Origin of the sequence: Cohnella boryungensis, assembly GCF_042651945.1 — a bacterium.
Taxonomy (GTDB): Bacteria; Bacillota; Bacilli; order Paenibacillales; family Paenibacillaceae; genus Cohnella; species Cohnella boryungensis.
This window is the reverse complement of record NZ_JBHSED010000003.1, coordinates 543856-559582: the sequence shown is the minus strand read 5'-3', so window position 1 is coordinate 559582 and position 15727 is coordinate 543856. Positions and strand designations below refer to the sequence as shown.

The window sequence follows — 15727 nt, the reverse complement described above, 5'->3', positions numbered from 1 at the left end:
GGAGGAATGGGAATAAAAGGAGGACGGAACATGATCCAGCGGTCTTGTGTCACTTGGCGCACAACGAAGGCGCTTGACGGGCAAACGTTCGAAGCGGACGACGAGATCGCGGCGGAATTTCCGCTGACGATCCGGCTCGACGGCGAGGAATTCGCCACGCTTGTCTGCTCCCCAAGCGATCTGCACGATCTTGTCGTCGGCTTCCTTGCCTCGGAAGGCATTATCCGCTCGGCGGAGGAGATCAAGACGTTCACCCTTGACGAGGTGCGCGGCATGGCTTACGTCGATCTGCATCGGCCGCAATCGTCCGCGAAGGAGCTTCATTCCAAGCGGCTGATCGGTTCCTGCTGCGGCAAGAGCCGCCAGTTTTATTTTCATAACGACGCTCGAACGGCGCGTACCGTCGCCGGGGGAGCAGCCATAGCCCCCCAGCGCTGCTTCGAGCTGATGAAGCGGATGCAAGACAGCTCCGTAGAATTCCATCTGACCGGCGGAGTGCACAATGCGGCTTTCTTCGATGAAGCCGATCTTATGGAGGTTCGTTCGGATATCGGCCGGCATAACGCGCTGGATAAGCTGTTCGGACACAGCCTTCGCCAGCGCGCGAGCATGAGACGCGGCGTTATCGCATTCAGCGGCCGTCTTTCCTCCGAGGTGGTGCTCAAGGCGGCGAAAATCGGCTGTCCCATTCTGCTCTCCAAGTCCGCTCCGACCGACCTCGCGCTTCGGCTTGCGGAAGATCTCGGCATGACCTGCGTCGGCTTCATTCGCGCCAATTCCATGAACGTCTACACGCATCCGCAGAGAATCCTCTTGTAATCGCGCTCAGGAATGCCGCACAGGGCACAAAAAAGCACCGAATCCAAGGCCTGGCTCCAGGCCTTGGATTCGGTGCTTTACGCTTTGCCGGCTGTCATTCACCTTGACGCATCGTCGTCAGGTCAACCGCCGTTAGACCTTGTTCACGCCTTCGTTCTTTTCTTGTCCCAGGCCATCACGAACACCGCGACGGCGCAACCCAGCAGCGACAGCAGCGCCCCTGCCCAGGGAAGCGCCCCCAGGCCCGCGTTCGTAATGACCAATCCGCCCAGAAAAGCGCCGCCCGCATTGCCGAAGTTGAGCGCGGAATGCGTTGAGGTCGAGGCCAGCGCAGGAGCATCCTTGGCCAGCGTCATGATCAGCACTTGAAGACCCGGCAGCACGGCGAACGAGACGATTCCCCACAGAAAGATCAGAACGACGACGACCGCCGGAAGATCGTCGAAGAGGGCCATTACCGCCAGCACCGCAGCCAGCGCGGCAAAGCTGCCCACCAGCGTCGGCATCAGCTTCCAATCGGCCAGCTTGCCCCCAAGGATATTGCCGAGGGTGACGCCGATGCCGAACAGGACGAGCACCCATGTCACATCATGCTCGGCGAATCCGGTCACCTCCTGCAGCAACGGCGCGATATACGTGAACACCGTGAACAAGCTGCTGCAGCCTAGCGCGCCGGCAAGCAGCACGACGAGCAGCTTAGGCTGAACCAGAGCCCGGATTTGCCGCAGCGCGCTGGAAGCCTGCTGCTGGCGCACATCCGGAACAAGCGCCAAAATGCCGATCAGCGTAATCAGGCCCATGGCGACGACCGCCCAGAACGATGCTCGCCAGCCCATATACTGCCCGATAAATGTGCCGAAGGGCACGCCGATCACGTTCGCCAGCGTAAGTCCCGCCATCATCACCGACACCGCCGCCGCACGACGATTCGGCGCGACCAGATTGGACGCCAGAATCGCACCGACGCCGAAGAACGTACCGTGAGCCAGTGCCGTGAACAGCCTCGCTCCCATAAGCACGGCATAATTCGGCGCAACGGCAGCTACTCCGTTGCCGATGATGAACAGCAGCATCAGCAGACACAGCAGATTTTTCTGCGGAATGCGATGCGTTGCGACTGCGAGGATCGGAGCGCCGATCGCCACGCTCAGCGCATAGCCGGTAATTAACTGCCCCGCCTGCGGGATCGACACATTCAAGTCCGACGCCACATTCGGCAGCAGCCCCATAATGACAAATTCCGTCATGCCGATGGCGAACGCGCCGGCGGTCAACGAAAATAATGCCAACGGAAAACGATCCGACGCCTTCGCGTCGGCGGTTAAACTTCCTGTACGCAAATTCTTATACCTTCCTTCTGACTGACTTGCAAGTATTCGCGTTGTCCTATCCCGGAAGCAGACTGCTTGTCCGTCTATGATGTGCTTAAAAGTCCTGATAAAACGGCTTGAACCCGCAGTTCAACGCTGCAAGCCAGACTCCTATCAACCCGTAGGAAACGGCAGACATCCTTAACGATATGAAGCGAACAGTGCTGCCAGGAATTCAACTTATATAGAATAAGGCCAAACCGCAAGAAGCACAATATGCGCTTCGCCCCCCGTTCAACCGCCAAAAAGAGACTTTCGGCAAGCCCCGCCCAAGCGGAACTTGCCGAAAGTCTTTTTCCCATGGAGTTATCTGGATAATTCCTCAGATCAGCGCGATAGCCAGAAGCGTAAACAAGGACAAAGTCAAAATATCGGAAGCGCCGCCGAAACCAAACCAGCCCGATATTCTCACGTCTCCCGACGTTCTTAAATACACATTGTCCCGGTCCACATGGCAGATTACGCCTTCGAAACAGCCGCAGCGCGTATGAATACGCACCCTGCGATTCATGTGCTGCTTGCAAATATGATACATTTGTTCCATGTTTGAATGAGCCTCCCGTATAGTGGTCGCATACCTGTTACAAGCTTATGTGAACCCTCTTCCGGGGGATTGGACAATTGCGGAAATGTACGTATGCCCTTGGACGCTTGACTGTTATTCCCGTCCTGCGGACGTGCGCCCTATCGGGTGCTTAAGCAATTCCGCCAGCGTGAACGAAGGCTCCGAGCCGTTCTCCTTCTGCGGATGCTCGACCAGATCTTCCCGCTGAGCCTGATATTCCTCGCTGCCCTGTTGAACGGACTGATAGATTTTGTACAATAACCCCATGCGACTATCCTCCTTCATTAAGCTTGCTCTGCTTATCCCCGTACGCGGCTTCGCACGTAACCCACGAATTCGCTGCCGTATTGTCGGCACTCTTGCATCTCCTCCGAGGAGGGCGACAGTTCCACCTTCAGGCCGGGCAATACCAGTTCCGCTCCAACTTCCTGTAGCTTCTCGTTCAACAAATCAACCGCGGCGCCATATGCCGGGTAACAGGAGTCGCAAGAGCCGAATACGGCCGCAGCGCGTCCCTCCAGCCGCACCCGATCCATCTCCTCGTAGAAATCAAGGAATTCGTCCGGAAGCTCTCCGTCCCCCCAAGTATAAGCGCCTAACAATATGCCATCATGCCGTTCCAATTCGGAAGCGCTGGCGTCCATCACCGATTTGACGATTACTTCGGCGCCTTCCGCGCGAATGCCTGCCGCGATCGCTTCGGCCATTTCTTCTGTATTCCCCGTCATACTTGCGTAAACGACTATAATATCCGCCAAAGCTGCAGTTCCTCCCTTGCCGGCTGTCCTTTAAGACGACCGCAGGTTAGTGAAATAGGGTACGTTCTTCATTTTAATGATAATGATTCTCATTGTCAATATAAGAGGGTTGGATTATACGTTGGAATCGTCTTTCCTGAGGAGTTCTTTTAGGAATAAGCACTTAAAATTTGCGTCATATATTCTAACTCAGTTATCGAGAAATCTAGAAAATTTGTCTTATGTGTAATATATATTGACTCGATATTTACATTTATTTATAATTCGGATTAAGTTCACACTGCTGTGATCCCCTTAATAAATCGGTTAGCACAATGACGTGCTGCCATCCGGCAACGAAGCCGCAGACTTCCCTAGGGAGGCTTGCGGCTTTATCGCATTTCCCCAACTTAAAGGAGCGATGTTCGAATGGACAAAAAAGGGTTCTGGCAAAGCGGGCATAAACCTTCACTCTTCAGCGCGTTTCTGTATTTCGACATGAGTTTTATGGTCTGGGTTCTGATCGGACCGCTCGTTGTCATCATTATGAAGGATTATCCAATGGATCCCATCCAGAAAGCGAACCTCGTCGCTCTCCCTATTCTCGGGGGGTCTATCCTTCGCCTTGCGTTCGGCTTCCTGACGGACTATCTCGGTCCCAAACGAACCGGACAGCTCGGTCTCCTGCTGACAACCATTCCGTTGATATGGGGATGGCAATTCGTTAATTCCTTGACCGACATGTACGCGGTAGCCCTGCTGCTCGGCGTAGCCGGAGCCTCCTTCGCCGCCGCTCTTCCGCTGGCCAGCCAGTGGTATCCGAAACAGCACCAGGGACTCGCCATGGGCATTGCAGGCGCCGGCAACAGCGGAACCGTATTCTCGACCTTGTTCGCGAATCGGCTTGCCGAGCACTACGGAAGCTGGGAAACCGTGTTCGGGCTCGCCCTGATTCCGATCTTTCTCGTCTTTGTCGTCTTTACAATCTTCGCCAAGGATAGTCCTAATCGCCCCGCGCCCAAGAAGCTGTCTCAGTACGCAAGCGTGCTGAAGCAGCGGGACACCTGGCTGTTCTGTCTGCTGTACTGCGTTACTTTCGGCGGATTTGTAGGGATGTCCAACTACTTGACGATTTTTTTCAACGCCCAATACAACCTCGGCGCCGTACGGGCGGCGGATTTCACAACCCTATGCGTCATCGCCGGAAGCTTCTTCCGTCCCATCGGAGGCTTCCTCTCCGACAGGCTCGGAGGCGTGCGTATGCTGACCCTTCTGTACGCCGGAGCATTCACCATGTTCGTCTGCGTGGCGACCCTTCCGTCCCTGTCCATGGTTGTCGTGCTGCTTTTCGCCGGAATGATGTGCCTCGGAGCGGGCAACGGCTCGGTATTCCAGCTCGTCCCCCAACGATTCGGCTCCGAGATCGGCCTCGTCACGGGGATTGTTGGAGCAGCGGGCGGGCTCGGCGGGTACGCGCTGCCGCTGGTGCTGGGAAGCCTGTATCAATCCAGCGGGACCTATTCCACAGGATTCCTGATTCTAGGCGGTGTCGCCCTGGCCTGCGTTTTCTTGCTGCTGATCGTTCAGGGAGCTTGGAAGCGTACTTGGAGCGGCCAAGGCGGAACCGCCAAAATCGACAGCCTCGGCCAAGCCTCTTAAACAAACCGCAAGGGGCATTTTCTCCTTGGCGCCATGCGCTTCTTTGGAGAAAATGCCCCTTATTGTGTTATGCGACCTAGCCGAACTATTTCACTCCGCGCAAGCGCCGCAACCGCTTTTAGTTCGACCTAGCCGCACTATTTCGCTCCGCGCGAGCACTGTTACAAGGTGACCGACCGGCCGCTATCCACCGATTCGTTGGCTTTGATGACCAGGGCAAGCGACTGCGCCGCATCGGCATAGGATGAACGGATGAACGCCTGCTCACCCGTTCTGACCGCTTGCAGGAACACAGCCGCTTCCTCGGCGTACATGTTCTCGTCCGCATAATGCAGCGAGATTTGCTCGCCCTTATATGTTCCATGCAGCCTGCTGCCCAGTCGCGTCAGATCGACGAGGAGCCGATAATCCCGTCCCAGCAGCTGGATCTTCGCCTGCGACTCCGCAATGCCCCACGAATGCGTATGCGTATGAACCATGCCGGACTCATAGGCCAGATTCACGACAAAATTCTCCTCGACGGTGTATTCCTCGCTCTTGGGTCTCTGCACGTTGCCTCCAAACGCATGAAGCCCGGTTGCCCGGCGCGCGCCCTGACCTGTAATGTAGCGTGCAGCGTCGATTAGATGAATCGCCTGATCGAACAGCGGCCCCCCGGACAACGTTTTGTTGTACAGCCATCTGGGCGTCGTCGCTTCAACCAGCCCCGCGCCGCACACATGAACGCTGCGCACGATCGGAACGACGCCGCCTTCCGCAGCGATCAATTCCTTGGCCTTGCTCGCCGCTCCGGTATACCGATACATGAAGCCGACGGAGTGGATTATGCCGCTCTCTTCAATAATCGCAGAGATGGCTTCCGCTTCCTCCATCGACTTGGCCGGCGGCTTCTCGATAAAGCAGGCGACTCCTCTGGCCGCCGCCTCGGCGATCGGCCCCTTGCGAAGCCCCGGAGGCGTACAAATAAACACCGCGTCCAGCCGGCTCCGCTCGAACAGCAGCTTGTAGTCCGTATACGGCTCCGCGCCATATTCGCGAGCGATCTCCGCAGTCTTCTCCTCTTGATTGCCGCATACCGCGACAATGCTCACATCCTCATGCGCGATCAGATTGCTCATATGCCGCGTGCCGATGACGCCAATTCCGATAACTCCGATCCTCATCCCCTATGCCTCTCTTTCCTTTAATTCCATATGAGCGACAGCCAGACTGGCATAGTCGCCCACCCGCTCGCCCAGCTTGGCGGGAACGATCGTACAGACCGAGCGCGACCGCTTCAACGCCCGCTTGGCCAGCTCCTCTAACGCCGCAGGTTCCAGCAAGCTCCGCTGACGATGATAGATGCTGCCGACCACAATCCGTTCCGGGTTCAGAATATCGACCAGGACAGCCAGGCCTCTGCCCAGCTGCTCCCCGGATATCCGCATAATCTCCACCGCCGCTTCGTCTCCCCGCAAGGCGGCTTCGCCAACCCTCCTCGCGCTGATCCGCCCCAGCTGCTCGTAGCTCTCGCAGAAGGAAAGCGGCTCCCCCGCCTGCAGGGCGGCCAGCGCGCAGCTGCGGGCAAGCTCCGCGATCCCTCCGCCGCTGCAGAAGCCTTCGAACGAACCGACCTTGCCATATCCGACCGGTCCGAAGGCTTCCATGGTCACATGCCCGATCTCTCCCGCCATATCGTTCGTTCCGCAATAAAGCTGTCCATTCAGAATGAGACCCGCTCCCATGCCGGTGCCGAAGGTCAGGAAAACCATGTTGCGGGTCCCTCTGCCCGCCCCCCATTTCCATTCCGCTACCGCACCGGCATTGGCGTCGTTCTGCAGCTTTACAGGCACCCCGTATCGTTCGCGAAACGGCCGAACGATATCGACGCTATCCCAGCCCGGAAGGTTGGGCGGGGAGAGCAGCAGTCCCTTCTCGCTGTCCAAGGGCCCGCCGCAGCTAATGCCGACGGCAGACGGCCGCGCAACGGATGACAGCCGGAGCAATTGCTCCAGCTGCTCCATAAGCATGTCGATCGTCTGCTCCGGACCTTCCGGAGTCGCGAACTGACGCTTCTCCAGAATGACCGCCTCTTCCCCCTCGATTCGCCCCAGACTGACCGCGCATTTCGTCCCGCCGATGTCGATCCCGGCGATATGGCTCATTGGAAATTCGCCTCCTCCAGAAGCAGGCAGATCGCATGATAGATCGGAAGATGCCGCTCCTGAATGTCCGGCGTATGCGCATAGGGCACCCGAATCGTCACGTCGGCCAGACGCTTAAGCTCGCCGCCCGATTGTCCCGTGAAGGCGATCGTCTTAAGGCCGAACGCTTTAGCGACCTGCACGGCGCGCAGAACATTGCGCGAGTTGCCCGAGGTGCTGAGGCCGAGCAGCACATCGCCGGGCCGGCCATAGCCGTAGACCTGCTGGGCGAATATCATCTCCGCCTCTACATCGTTGGCATAGGCGGTCATCAAAGCCGAGTGGCTGACGAGAGAGATGGCCGGCAGCGCCCCTTGCAGGCGATCCGCCAAATATTCGCCCTCTCCCGGGTAGGCTTCAATCAGGGTATCCCGTCGAGATTCGGGAAGCTCCCTGCGGGAATTAAAGCCCTTCATCAGTTCGCCTACGATATGCTCGCAATCCGCGGCGCTGCCGCCGTTGCCGCAGGCTAGCAGCTTCCCGCCCCTGTCATAGGAAGCTTGCAGCAGCTCGAATGCCTTCCGCACATCGGGAAGGCACTCGCTCAGCTCCGGGTATTTCGCCGCAAGCCCGTTCAGGATGCTACTCATCGCCCTCGGTGAAGCAGCGGAATCGGAGCCACGCATCGGCAGGGGTAATCCAGTTGACCGTCATATTGATCGCATACGGATTGATCGGATCGTTGCGCATCGTCGTTTCGTCATGCTCGTGCGCGCCGCCTTCGACGCGAATGCAATCGTTGCCTGCGCGGAACAGGGCTCCGCCATGCGACAGCCGCTTCGTCGCTCTTCCGGTATCGACGAGGCCTTCTCCAGTCAGGGCGCCGCCCTCGTCGAAGACGCACACCGCTTGCAAATATAATCCGCGAGGATCGTCCGATACGACCCTTACGTCCATTCCGTCTTCAAGCAGTCGAAGCTCCATGGCAACCGTCATCTTGACGACTCCGACTCTCTCGCGAAGATGGTTCGGCATATCGACGTAGCTGCCGTTGGCCGGTTTCGTGTATTCATCCGCCAACGGACCGAAGTAACAGCCCTCCAGCTCGATTTCCATGCGATAGAGGTCTTCGGCCAGCTTGGCGATTCCCGGAAATGCCGCAGCGCCGACGCCGAACCAGCCTACGCCGAGCTTCATGCCGAACATCCGGGCTTCCCCATATTGGAGATAGAGACTGTCGGGCTGACCCGCCATTGCCGTAATGCTGAGCTTGCCTTGCCGATGGCGAAGCACCGCCGCGCCGTGCGGATGCTTGACAAGCGGCCCCACGTAAGGGACCCGGTCGGGAACGCGAGCACGATTGCCTTCTCCGAACAGCACCGTGTACGAATCGCTCAGCTCCGCGACGGTGTCCGGCAATTGCATCCGCTCGGGCTCCAGCATCCAGTGCAGCAGGGTCAAGCTTCCCCGAGGCGCGGTGCGATTCGCCACCTTCGCCATCGCCGCCAATGTCGGGTCCTGGTCATACGAAGCGAACAGATGATAAGCGACATAATAGCGGTCGTCCATTCGGCATATCAAACCCAAGTCCTGCCGCCCGGAATATTCGGTCACGATGGTATCCCCCGGATGCATGAGGTAACACATCATGCGCAAGGTGCGGCTGGCCGCTTCCATCGCCGGCTTGTGATCAAATACGAGTCCTACGGTATACAAATAATAAGAGCAGATCGCATTGTAGAACGCATTGCTGCGCTCCGTCCACTCGCCGTATTCGGTAATGTCCAGCCCTTCGTTCAGAAACTCGAAGGCGCGCCGGCGATATTCGTCTCCTCCGAACAACTGCTCCAGCTTGGCGAGCGCGGAAGCCATGACCCAGCGGTGATTCGGAGTGTGGATGCCTCCCCGCAGCAGCGCCGGAGAGGCGCGACGCAGAAATTCAAGGAGCGTATCCGTTACTTTCGCGGCTTCGGGGCCGCCGTCTCTAAGCGCCAGCTGCGCCAGCGTAGCGGCTAGATGCGTCGTAAACGCCGTATCCGGCGGAGAGTCGATATTGCAGAAATACAACGTCACGTTGCCGCTCGGCAATTGAGTGTTCAGGAAAGCCTGGGCCATCCGCTCCATCATGCTTATAAGCTCCCGATCCCGGTAGTACGCCGATTTGGGCTGGCAATAGAGCACCAGCATAAGCATCAATCGATGCAGTTCTTCCCCCTGAACACGCATTTTCGTGCCCGTCTCCTGCTCCTTCAGCATCCGCGGCCATTCCTCCGCCAGCTTTCCTTCCTGCAGGCGAATCAGCTCTAGCAGCTCCTCGTGCCCCACAGCTTGTGCGTTCATCCTCTGTCCCCCCATGTAAGTCGAAAGGACGGATGGCTTCTGCAACCCTTCCGTCCTTCCTGTCGTTTACTCGTTTGTCGTTTTCCAGTTCATCTGCACAAGACTTTCGGTCACTTCCGCGTCATACGCTTCCCCGCCGTTTTTCTTCCAGCCGGAGACGACCTTCTCCCACTCCGCATCGAAATCCTTGGCGATAATCGCCTTGGACAGCGCGTCATAGAGAAACTTCGTAATGTTCGCGATGGACTTCTCCGAGACCGGACGCGGCGTGTCGATCAACGGCACCTGCTTGCCGTAATTTTCGTACGCCTTGTAGTACGGATCGAGAATGTCGGCAATCTCGTCGGCATTCGGCTCGTTCATGTACAAGGTTTTAAGTTGCTCCTTGTTCGGATTGCCCATATAGCCTTGGGTAATCAGATTCAAATCCTTGAAGTACCAATCGATCTCCTCGGCGTTTTTGGCCGGATCGATCGTGATGAACAAGCCGTTCTCTTCCTTGTAATGCACGCCCTCGATACCGCCCTGCACCAATTTGATGTTTTTCGCCAGGAAGTTCAGGTATTTTACGGCGGCTGCAGGGTTTTTACTCGACTTCGGCACCAGATTGAACAAGCCGTAGAGGTTCGCCTCGGTTATCGCTTGGGTGCCGTTCGGGCGAATGAACGGATCTACCGTAACCCACGTTGCCGTCGGAACCGTCTTTCTTGTTTCTTTCGTCATCATCCAAGGGTCTTCATTCGATTCCAGGAAGCCCGCTACGCCGGACATATAATGCTGCAAATATTGCTGCGAATTGACATCCGTCACGAATTCTCTGGAAATCAGGCCTTCCTTATACAGCTTGTTCATGAAGCGGAAATACTCCTTGCCTTCCTCCAGAACGACCGGGGAATGGAACACGCCGTCGGTAAAGTTGCCGCTAGGCATATACATCTCCGAGCTCGGTCCGTCCGTCGCCACGCCTGCGCCCCACATCGGGCCGAAGAAGAAGCCCTTCATGCCTTGGCTGATCGCCGGGAGCGCCCATGGTATAACGTTGTCTTTGCCTACGCCGCCGGGATCTTGCTCCTTAAACGCTTTCAATACGTTATACAATTCGTCCAGCGTCGTCGGCGCCTTCATGTCGAGCTTGTCGAGCCAATCCTGTCTGATCTTCATATTCGCGCCCGCCGCGGTGCTCATCCGCATCGCCGGAATCGCGTAACGCTTGCCCTTGTACTTGCCGGCTACATCCAGCGCAGGACCGATCATGCTCTTGATATCCGGGCCGTATTGATCCAGCAGATCGTCCAGCTCCCACAGGCCGCCCTGCTCCGCCCACTTGAACACCGCGTTGACGTCATACGTGATGATGATGTCCGGACCTTCGCCCGAAGCCATCCATACGCTGTTCTTCTCGCTTTCCTGGGAACGAGGCAGGATGACGTACTCGACGTCCAATCCTTCCTTCTTCGCTTCCTCTTGCAGCTTTTTCACAATAATCGTATCGCCCAGCTTCTGGCCGCTCGGAGAATTGGAGCGATCCCACAGCGATACGCGCACCTTTTCCAGCTTGCCGGGCTGCTCGGAGCCCGAGCTCCCCGTTGAATTCTCCGCCGGGCTTGCGCCGCTGTCTTTATTTTTGTTTCCGGAGCAAGCCGCCAACGAGATCATCACCAGGATGAGTGCCAAGCCAAGCAAGAGCCCTTTCGTCATTCTCCCCTTCATCTACATTGCCTCCTCGGTTGTTGGTCGTGATTCATTTATGAAGCCGGAACGGCCAGCTGCAGCTAGCCGCCGGGTCATCATCCCTTAACGGAGCCCAGCATGGAGCCTTTGACAAAATACTTCTGAAGGAACGGATACACGACGAGAATCGGAACGGTAGCGACAACGATGACGGCTGCCTTCAGCGATTCCTGAATGACCGTGAATTGGCTGTCCATCGTCATCTGCTCCAGAGAGGTATCCATCTGCGAGAGCAGCAATATATTTCTCAGCTTGACCTGCAAGGTAAGCAGGTCCGGATTATCGATATACAGTACGGCGCCGAAGTAGGAATTCCAGTGACCGACCGCGTAGAATAGCCCGATCGTAGCCAGCGACGCGCCCGATAAAGGCAATATAATCTGCACCAGATAACGGATATTGCCGCAGCCGTCGACAATGGAAGCCTCGCGAAGCTCGTCTGGCATCGCCTGGAAGAAGCTCTTCATGATAATGACGTTAAAGGCGCTGATGAGCCCCGGAATGATGAGCGCCCAAAGCGTATTCAACAGATCCAGCGACTTCACGAGCAGGAACAGCGGAATCATTCCGCCGCTGAAGAGCATCGTGATGACCATGAACTTCATGAAGATGCCCCTGCCTTTAAGATCCCGCCGCGAGAGCGGGTAAGCCGTAATGATCGTGAAGAACAGATTCATCGCCGTGCCGACAACCGTGAGATATACCGTCACCAGAAGCGCGCGGATGACCGAATTGTCAGCCAATATCATGCGCATGGAATCCCATTGGAATTCCACCGGCCAGAGCAGCACCTTCCCCGTCTGAATCGCGTTGCTGCTGCTGAAGGCGTTCGCCAGCGTATTCACGAACGGAAAGAGACAGATCAAGGTGAAGAAGATCAAAGCCCCGTATACGATAAAGCTAAACAACGATTCGCCGAGAGACTGCTTCCCTCTTCTTGGCGACGTTTTCCCCGAAGCGGCTTCAAGAGCGGGCATTCGCCATCCTCCTTTCCCGAAGAGCGGGACCGTTTACCATAGCCCTTCGCCCCCTGCCTTTTTGGCCCAATGGTTCGCCGTCACGATCAGCGCCAGATTGATGACCGACTGGACCATGCCGACCGCCGTCGTCAAGCCGAAGTCGCCCTGCTTGATCCCGACCCGGTACACGTAGGTGCTGATGACATCGGACACGTCGCCCACGACCGAGTTCGCCAGCGCAAGCGGCTGCTCGATGCCGATGGACACCATATTTCCTACGGCGAGGATGAACAGAATGATGATCGTCGGCATAATACTGGGCAAGGTAACGCTTACAATTTTGCGAATGCGGCCCGCTCCGTCAATGGAAGCCGCCTCGTACAGCGAAGGATCGATCGCCGTGATCGCCGCCAGATAGATGATCGTGCCCCAACCGGCGCTTTGCCACACTGCGGATAACGTATAGGTGATAATCCACCAGGTTTTATCCGCCATGAAGTAGATTTCGTCCATTCCGAACCAGCGCAGAATCTCGTTGACCACTCCGTATTTCGGAGACAGCACCGCGTACACGATTCCGCCGAGCACGATCCAGGACATAAAGTGCGGCAGGTAAAGCAGCGATTGCGACACTTTCTTCAAGTACTTCGAGCGCACCTCGTTCAGCATCAGCGCGAGCAGAATCGGGGCCGGAAAGCAGATGAGCAAGCCCAGCAGGTTCAGCACGAGCGTGTTCCGCGTAATCTGCACGAACTCGGGGATCGACAGCATCTCCCGGAAGTTCGCCAGCCCCGCCCAATCGCTGCCCCACACGCCCTCGAAAATATTGAAGTCCTTAAAAGCGATAATCAATCCCCCCATGGGGATATAAGAAAAGACGATGAAAAAAGCGACAGCCGGCAAAAGCAGTAAATATAAATCGTAGTTTTTTCTCCATTCCTTCATGGCCGGTCTCGCGCTTAACGGAATTCCCGTTTTGTTGATTCGATGTGCTTTCATGTTCGCTCCCCTCCATTGGCGCTGCCTATCCGTCGTTTCCGTGTTTATAAATGAAGTATAGAGGCGAATGTAAGCGTTTCAAATACGGTAATTTTTTGATTTTATTAGTTATTTTGATTTCCCCGAACATGATGCAGACTCTCCGCCAGCATAAGCAGCGCCATCGATTGTCCGTAAGGCATCGGACATTGCGGAATCTCTTTGTAGAAATCCAGAGTGCGCCCCATTCGCGTGCCATAGGAAACCCCCTGCACCGCTCCGCCTTCGTCGATTCGGGCAATGACGGCTTGCAGAGCGCGCATGCCCGTCTTCCGGTAGCCTTCGTCGAGATAACCCTTGCGAACCGCCTTTAGAATTCCGTAAGCGAAGCCGGCCGTCGCCGAGGTTTCCTCGTAGGAGGTCGGATCGTCCAGCAGCGTATGCCACATCCCGGAAGGGGCCTGCAGCTCCGCCAGCTTGCCGACCTGCCGCTCCAGCGAAGACAGCAGGAAGTTCCGAACGCCGCCCTCCACCGAGACGATGTCCAAGTAATCGACCAGCCCCGCGGTGTACCAGGCGTTGCCCCTGCCCCATCTCGCGCCGGCGAAATTGTGGTTTTCTTTAAACGTCCAGCCATGGTAAAAGAGTCCCGTACTCGTATCCGTCAAATATTTCAGATGAACGAGGAACTGCCTTACGCTCTCGTCGACATAAGCGCGCTCGTTCAGCAGATCGCCCATTCTCGCCAAGAACAGCACGGTCATATACAGCGTATCGTCCCACAGCTCGCCTTCATTGGGGCTGTCCACCGCCGTATGGGTAATGCCGAACTCCGGCGTGCGCGGCATCTTCACGGCCGCGTAGCTCGCCCACTCCTCGCAAATATGAAGATATCCCGTATCGCCGGTCTCCTCGTACAGATAGCTGAGCGTCAGAAGCGGGCACATCGTATTTACGTTCTTCTCCGGCAATCCCCGCTCGATATGCCGATTAAACCAGGAGGTCAAATAATCAAGAATTTCCTTGTTGCCGGTTTCCTTGTAATAGAGATACAGCGAGAACAGCCCCACGCCCTGGGACCAGTCCCATACGTCCATGGAAATAATGCTCTCGGCCGTATCCTCCTGAATCGTGACCTCCAGATTGCGCATGCCGGCGATCACTTGCTCGATCAACGTCCGCACGTCCTGTCTGCCCATCGTTTGAATGTCCATGCCGCACACCCCTGTTTATATAATCTCAAATGACGATCTCCTCGTCGCAGCTCGTTTGTTATAGACGCTTCATCGCTTCCAGCGAGCGATCCAGATCCGCCAGCAGCGATTCGGGATGCTCCAGACCGACCGAGATGCGCACAAGCCGCTGCGGCACCCCCGTTCGCCGGGAGGTTTCTTCATCCAGAGAAAGCCCCGGCGAGTTGATCAGGCTCTCGAAGCCGCCCCAGCTCGGGCCTTCCTCGAACAACGTCAACGATTTAATAAAGCCCGCAACCTGCGCCTTCGTGCCGCGCGGAACGAAGCTAAGCAGCCCCGAGCAGCCGCTCATCTGGGTTTTTCCCAGCTCATGCTGCGGATGGCTCGGCAGTCCCGGGTAGAGCACCCGCTCCACGAGCGGATGCTCTTCGAGGAAGGCCGCGATGCGCATGCCGCTCTCCTGATGCCGCTCCATTCGCAGCGGAAGCGTCCGCAGCCCCCGAATGAGGAGCCACGCCTGATGCGGGTCCATCGTCGCCCCGAACAGCCCGCGCTCCTCATGGGTGATTCGCTCCATCCGTTCTTTGCTGCCGACGATAACCCCGGCGATAATATCGCTGTGCCCGCCCATATATTTGGTCGCGGAATGGACGACCAGATCGATTCCGCAGGCGATCGGGTTCTGGAACAGCGGCGTCGCCCAAGTGTTGTCGGCGATTGTCACAATGCCCCGCGCTCGGGCAATCGCCGCAATCGCGCGCAAATCCTGGAGCGTGAATACGTTCGAGAGCGGCGTCTCCAGATAGATCGCCCTCGTATTGGGCCGTATCGCCGCTTCGAACTCGCTTGCGCTCTCCCCCGATACGAAGGTCGTTTCTACTCCGAATCTGGCCATATACGTCTCCAGAAAGATTTTCGTCGGAGCATAGACGTTCAGCGGGCAGACGATATGGCAATCCTTCTCCATGACGCTCATCAGCGCAGCTGTAATCGCGGCCATGCCGGAGGAAAAGCAGCGGGCTTCCTCCGCCTCCTCCAGCGCCGCGATCTTCTTCTCGGCGATTTCCGTCGTCGGATTGGACACGCGGGTATACGTGTAGCCGTGATTCACCGTTTTGCGGGTAAAGAGCGAGTTCTGAAAGATCGGCGGCACGATCGCCCCAAGATAACGATCGTAGTCGTCTCCCCAATGCGCGCAAATATCTTCCTTGCTCCTGCCTTGAATGTGATCCATGTCGCTTCCTCCCGTTGCG

Annotated in this window: 15 protein-coding genes; 2 read left to right on the top strand and 13 right to left on the bottom strand. The window is 57.0% G+C overall.

Annotated features, from left to right (window positions below):
• Positions 1–30: 30 nt before the first annotated feature.
• Positions 31–819 (top strand): formate dehydrogenase accessory sulfurtransferase FdhD, encoded by a 789-nt coding sequence (gene fdhD, locus ACFO1S_RS03635; RefSeq protein ID WP_204600595.1) that lies wholly within the window; start codon positions 31–33, stop codon positions 817–819.
• A gap of 143 nt (positions 820–962) precedes the next feature.
• On the opposite strand, the gene ACFO1S_RS03630 is transcribed toward fdhD, so the two are convergent.
• The 4 genes from ACFO1S_RS03630 to ACFO1S_RS03615 all read right to left on the bottom strand — a co-directional run bounded on the left by ACFO1S_RS03630 (position 963) and on the right by ACFO1S_RS03615 (position 3512).
• Positions 963–2159: an MFS transporter gene (locus tag ACFO1S_RS03630; protein WP_378126260.1), complete on the bottom strand. Its 1197-nt coding sequence runs from the start codon at positions 2157–2159 to the stop codon at positions 963–965.
• A 352-nt stretch (positions 2160–2511) separates the two neighbouring features.
• Positions 2512–2733 (bottom strand): hypothetical protein, encoded by a 222-nt coding sequence (locus ACFO1S_RS03625; RefSeq protein ID WP_204600597.1) that lies wholly within the window; start codon positions 2731–2733, stop codon positions 2512–2514.
• Between the two features lie 114 nt (positions 2734–2847).
• Positions 2848–3021 (bottom strand): hypothetical protein, encoded by a 174-nt coding sequence (locus ACFO1S_RS03620; protein ID WP_204600599.1) that lies wholly within the window; start codon positions 3019–3021, stop codon positions 2848–2850.
• Positions 3022–3053: 32 nt separating this feature from the next.
• Positions 3054–3512 (bottom strand): flavodoxin, encoded by a 459-nt coding sequence (locus ACFO1S_RS03615; RefSeq protein ID WP_204600601.1) that lies wholly within the window; start codon positions 3510–3512, stop codon positions 3054–3056.
• A 408-nt stretch (positions 3513–3920) separates the two neighbouring features.
• Here ACFO1S_RS03615 and ACFO1S_RS03610 point away from each other — a divergent pair, with 408 nt between their 5' ends.
• Entirely contained in the window at positions 3921–5150 is a 1230-nt protein-coding gene (locus ACFO1S_RS03610; RefSeq protein ID WP_204600603.1) for a nitrate/nitrite transporter, read from the top strand.
• Between the two features lie 161 nt (positions 5151–5311).
• On the opposite strand, the gene ACFO1S_RS03605 is transcribed toward ACFO1S_RS03610, so the two are convergent.
• The 9 genes from ACFO1S_RS03605 to ACFO1S_RS03565 form a co-directional block, all read right to left on the bottom strand.
• The gene (locus ACFO1S_RS03605; protein WP_204600604.1) at positions 5312–6313 is read right to left on the bottom strand and encodes a Gfo/Idh/MocA family protein; all 1002 of its coding nucleotides are present in this window, start codon (positions 6311–6313) and stop codon (positions 5312–5314) included.
• A gap of 3 nt (positions 6314–6316) precedes the next feature.
• Complete coding sequence (locus tag ACFO1S_RS03600) at positions 6317–7294, bottom strand: ROK family protein (protein WP_204600606.1); 978 nt, start codon at positions 7292–7294, stop codon at positions 6317–6319.
• Positions 7291–7923: a D-sedoheptulose-7-phosphate isomerase gene (locus ACFO1S_RS03595; protein ID WP_204600608.1), complete on the bottom strand. Its 633-nt coding sequence runs from the start codon at positions 7921–7923 to the stop codon at positions 7291–7293. The genes ACFO1S_RS03600 and ACFO1S_RS03595 overlap by 4 nt, the downstream gene beginning before the upstream one ends.
• Positions 7916–9613: a hypothetical protein gene (locus ACFO1S_RS03590; RefSeq protein WP_204600610.1), complete on the bottom strand. Its 1698-nt coding sequence runs from the start codon at positions 9611–9613 to the stop codon at positions 7916–7918. Before ACFO1S_RS03590 ends, ACFO1S_RS03595 begins: the two co-directional genes overlap by 8 nt.
• Positions 9614–9679: 66 nt before the next feature.
• Positions 9680–11323 carry an extracellular solute-binding protein gene (locus tag ACFO1S_RS03585; RefSeq protein ID WP_204600617.1) on the bottom strand — a complete coding sequence of 548 codons (1644 nt, stop codon included), beginning with the start codon at positions 11321–11323 and terminating at the stop codon, positions 9680–9682.
• 77 nt (positions 11324–11400) lie between these two features.
• Positions 11401–12321, bottom strand: a complete 921-nt coding sequence (locus ACFO1S_RS03580) for a carbohydrate ABC transporter permease (protein ID WP_204600619.1) — start codon at positions 12319–12321, stop codon at positions 11401–11403.
• A gap of 33 nt (positions 12322–12354) precedes the next feature.
• On the bottom strand, positions 12355–13302 hold the full coding sequence (locus tag ACFO1S_RS03575) for an ABC transporter permease (protein ID WP_204600624.1): 948 nt from the start codon (positions 13300–13302) through the stop codon (positions 12355–12357).
• A gap of 104 nt (positions 13303–13406) precedes the next feature.
• Complete coding sequence (gene bglB / locus ACFO1S_RS03570) at positions 13407–14495, bottom strand: beta-galactosidase BglB (protein ID WP_378126255.1); 1089 nt, start codon at positions 14493–14495, stop codon at positions 13407–13409.
• Between the two features lie 58 nt (positions 14496–14553).
• Positions 14554–15708: a trans-sulfuration enzyme family protein gene (locus ACFO1S_RS03565; protein ID WP_204600625.1), complete on the bottom strand. Its 1155-nt coding sequence runs from the start codon at positions 15706–15708 to the stop codon at positions 14554–14556.
• Positions 15709–15727: the final 19 nt, after the last annotated feature.

What these genes read in the sequence shown, in the direction of transcription:
- ACFO1S_RS03625 (WP_204600597.1), bottom strand. Translation starts at nt 2,733, where the DNA reads ATGGAACAAATGTATCATATTTGCAAGCAGCACATGAATCGCAGGGTG.
- ACFO1S_RS03605 (WP_204600604.1), bottom strand. Translation starts at nt 6,313, where the DNA reads ATGAGGATCGGAGTTATCGGAATTGGCGTCATCGGCACGCGGCATATG.
- ACFO1S_RS03585 (WP_204600617.1), bottom strand. Translation starts at nt 11,323, where the DNA reads ATGAAGGGGAGAATGACGAAAGGGCTCTTGCTTGGCTTGGCACTCATC.
- ACFO1S_RS03610 (WP_204600603.1), top strand. Translation starts at nt 3,921, where the DNA reads ATGGACAAAAAAGGGTTCTGGCAAAGCGGGCATAAACCTTCACTCTTC.
- ACFO1S_RS03620 (WP_204600599.1), bottom strand. Translation starts at nt 3,021, where the DNA reads ATGGGGTTATTGTACAAAATCTATCAGTCCGTTCAACAGGGCAGCGAG.
- ACFO1S_RS03580 (WP_204600619.1), bottom strand. Translation starts at nt 12,321, where the DNA reads ATGCCCGCTCTTGAAGCCGCTTCGGGGAAAACGTCGCCAAGAAGAGGG.
- ACFO1S_RS03600 (WP_204600606.1), bottom strand. Translation starts at nt 7,294, where the DNA reads ATGAGCCATATCGCCGGGATCGACATCGGCGGGACGAAATGCGCGGTC.
- ACFO1S_RS03575 (WP_204600624.1), bottom strand. Translation starts at nt 13,302, where the DNA reads ATGAAAGCACATCGAATCAACAAAACGGGAATTCCGTTAAGCGCGAGA.
- ACFO1S_RS03590 (WP_204600610.1), bottom strand. Translation starts at nt 9,613, where the DNA reads ATGAACGCACAAGCTGTGGGGCACGAGGAGCTGCTAGAGCTGATTCGC.
- bglB (WP_378126255.1), bottom strand. Translation starts at nt 14,495, where the DNA reads ATGGACATTCAAACGATGGGCAGACAGGACGTGCGGACGTTGATCGAG.
- fdhD (WP_204600595.1), top strand. Translation starts at nt 31, where the DNA reads ATGATCCAGCGGTCTTGTGTCACTTGGCGCACAACGAAGGCGCTTGAC.
- ACFO1S_RS03565 (WP_204600625.1), bottom strand. Translation starts at nt 15,708, where the DNA reads ATGGATCACATTCAAGGCAGGAGCAAGGAAGATATTTGCGCGCATTGG.
- ACFO1S_RS03595 (WP_204600608.1), bottom strand. Translation starts at nt 7,923, where the DNA reads ATGAGTAGCATCCTGAACGGGCTTGCGGCGAAATACCCGGAGCTGAGC.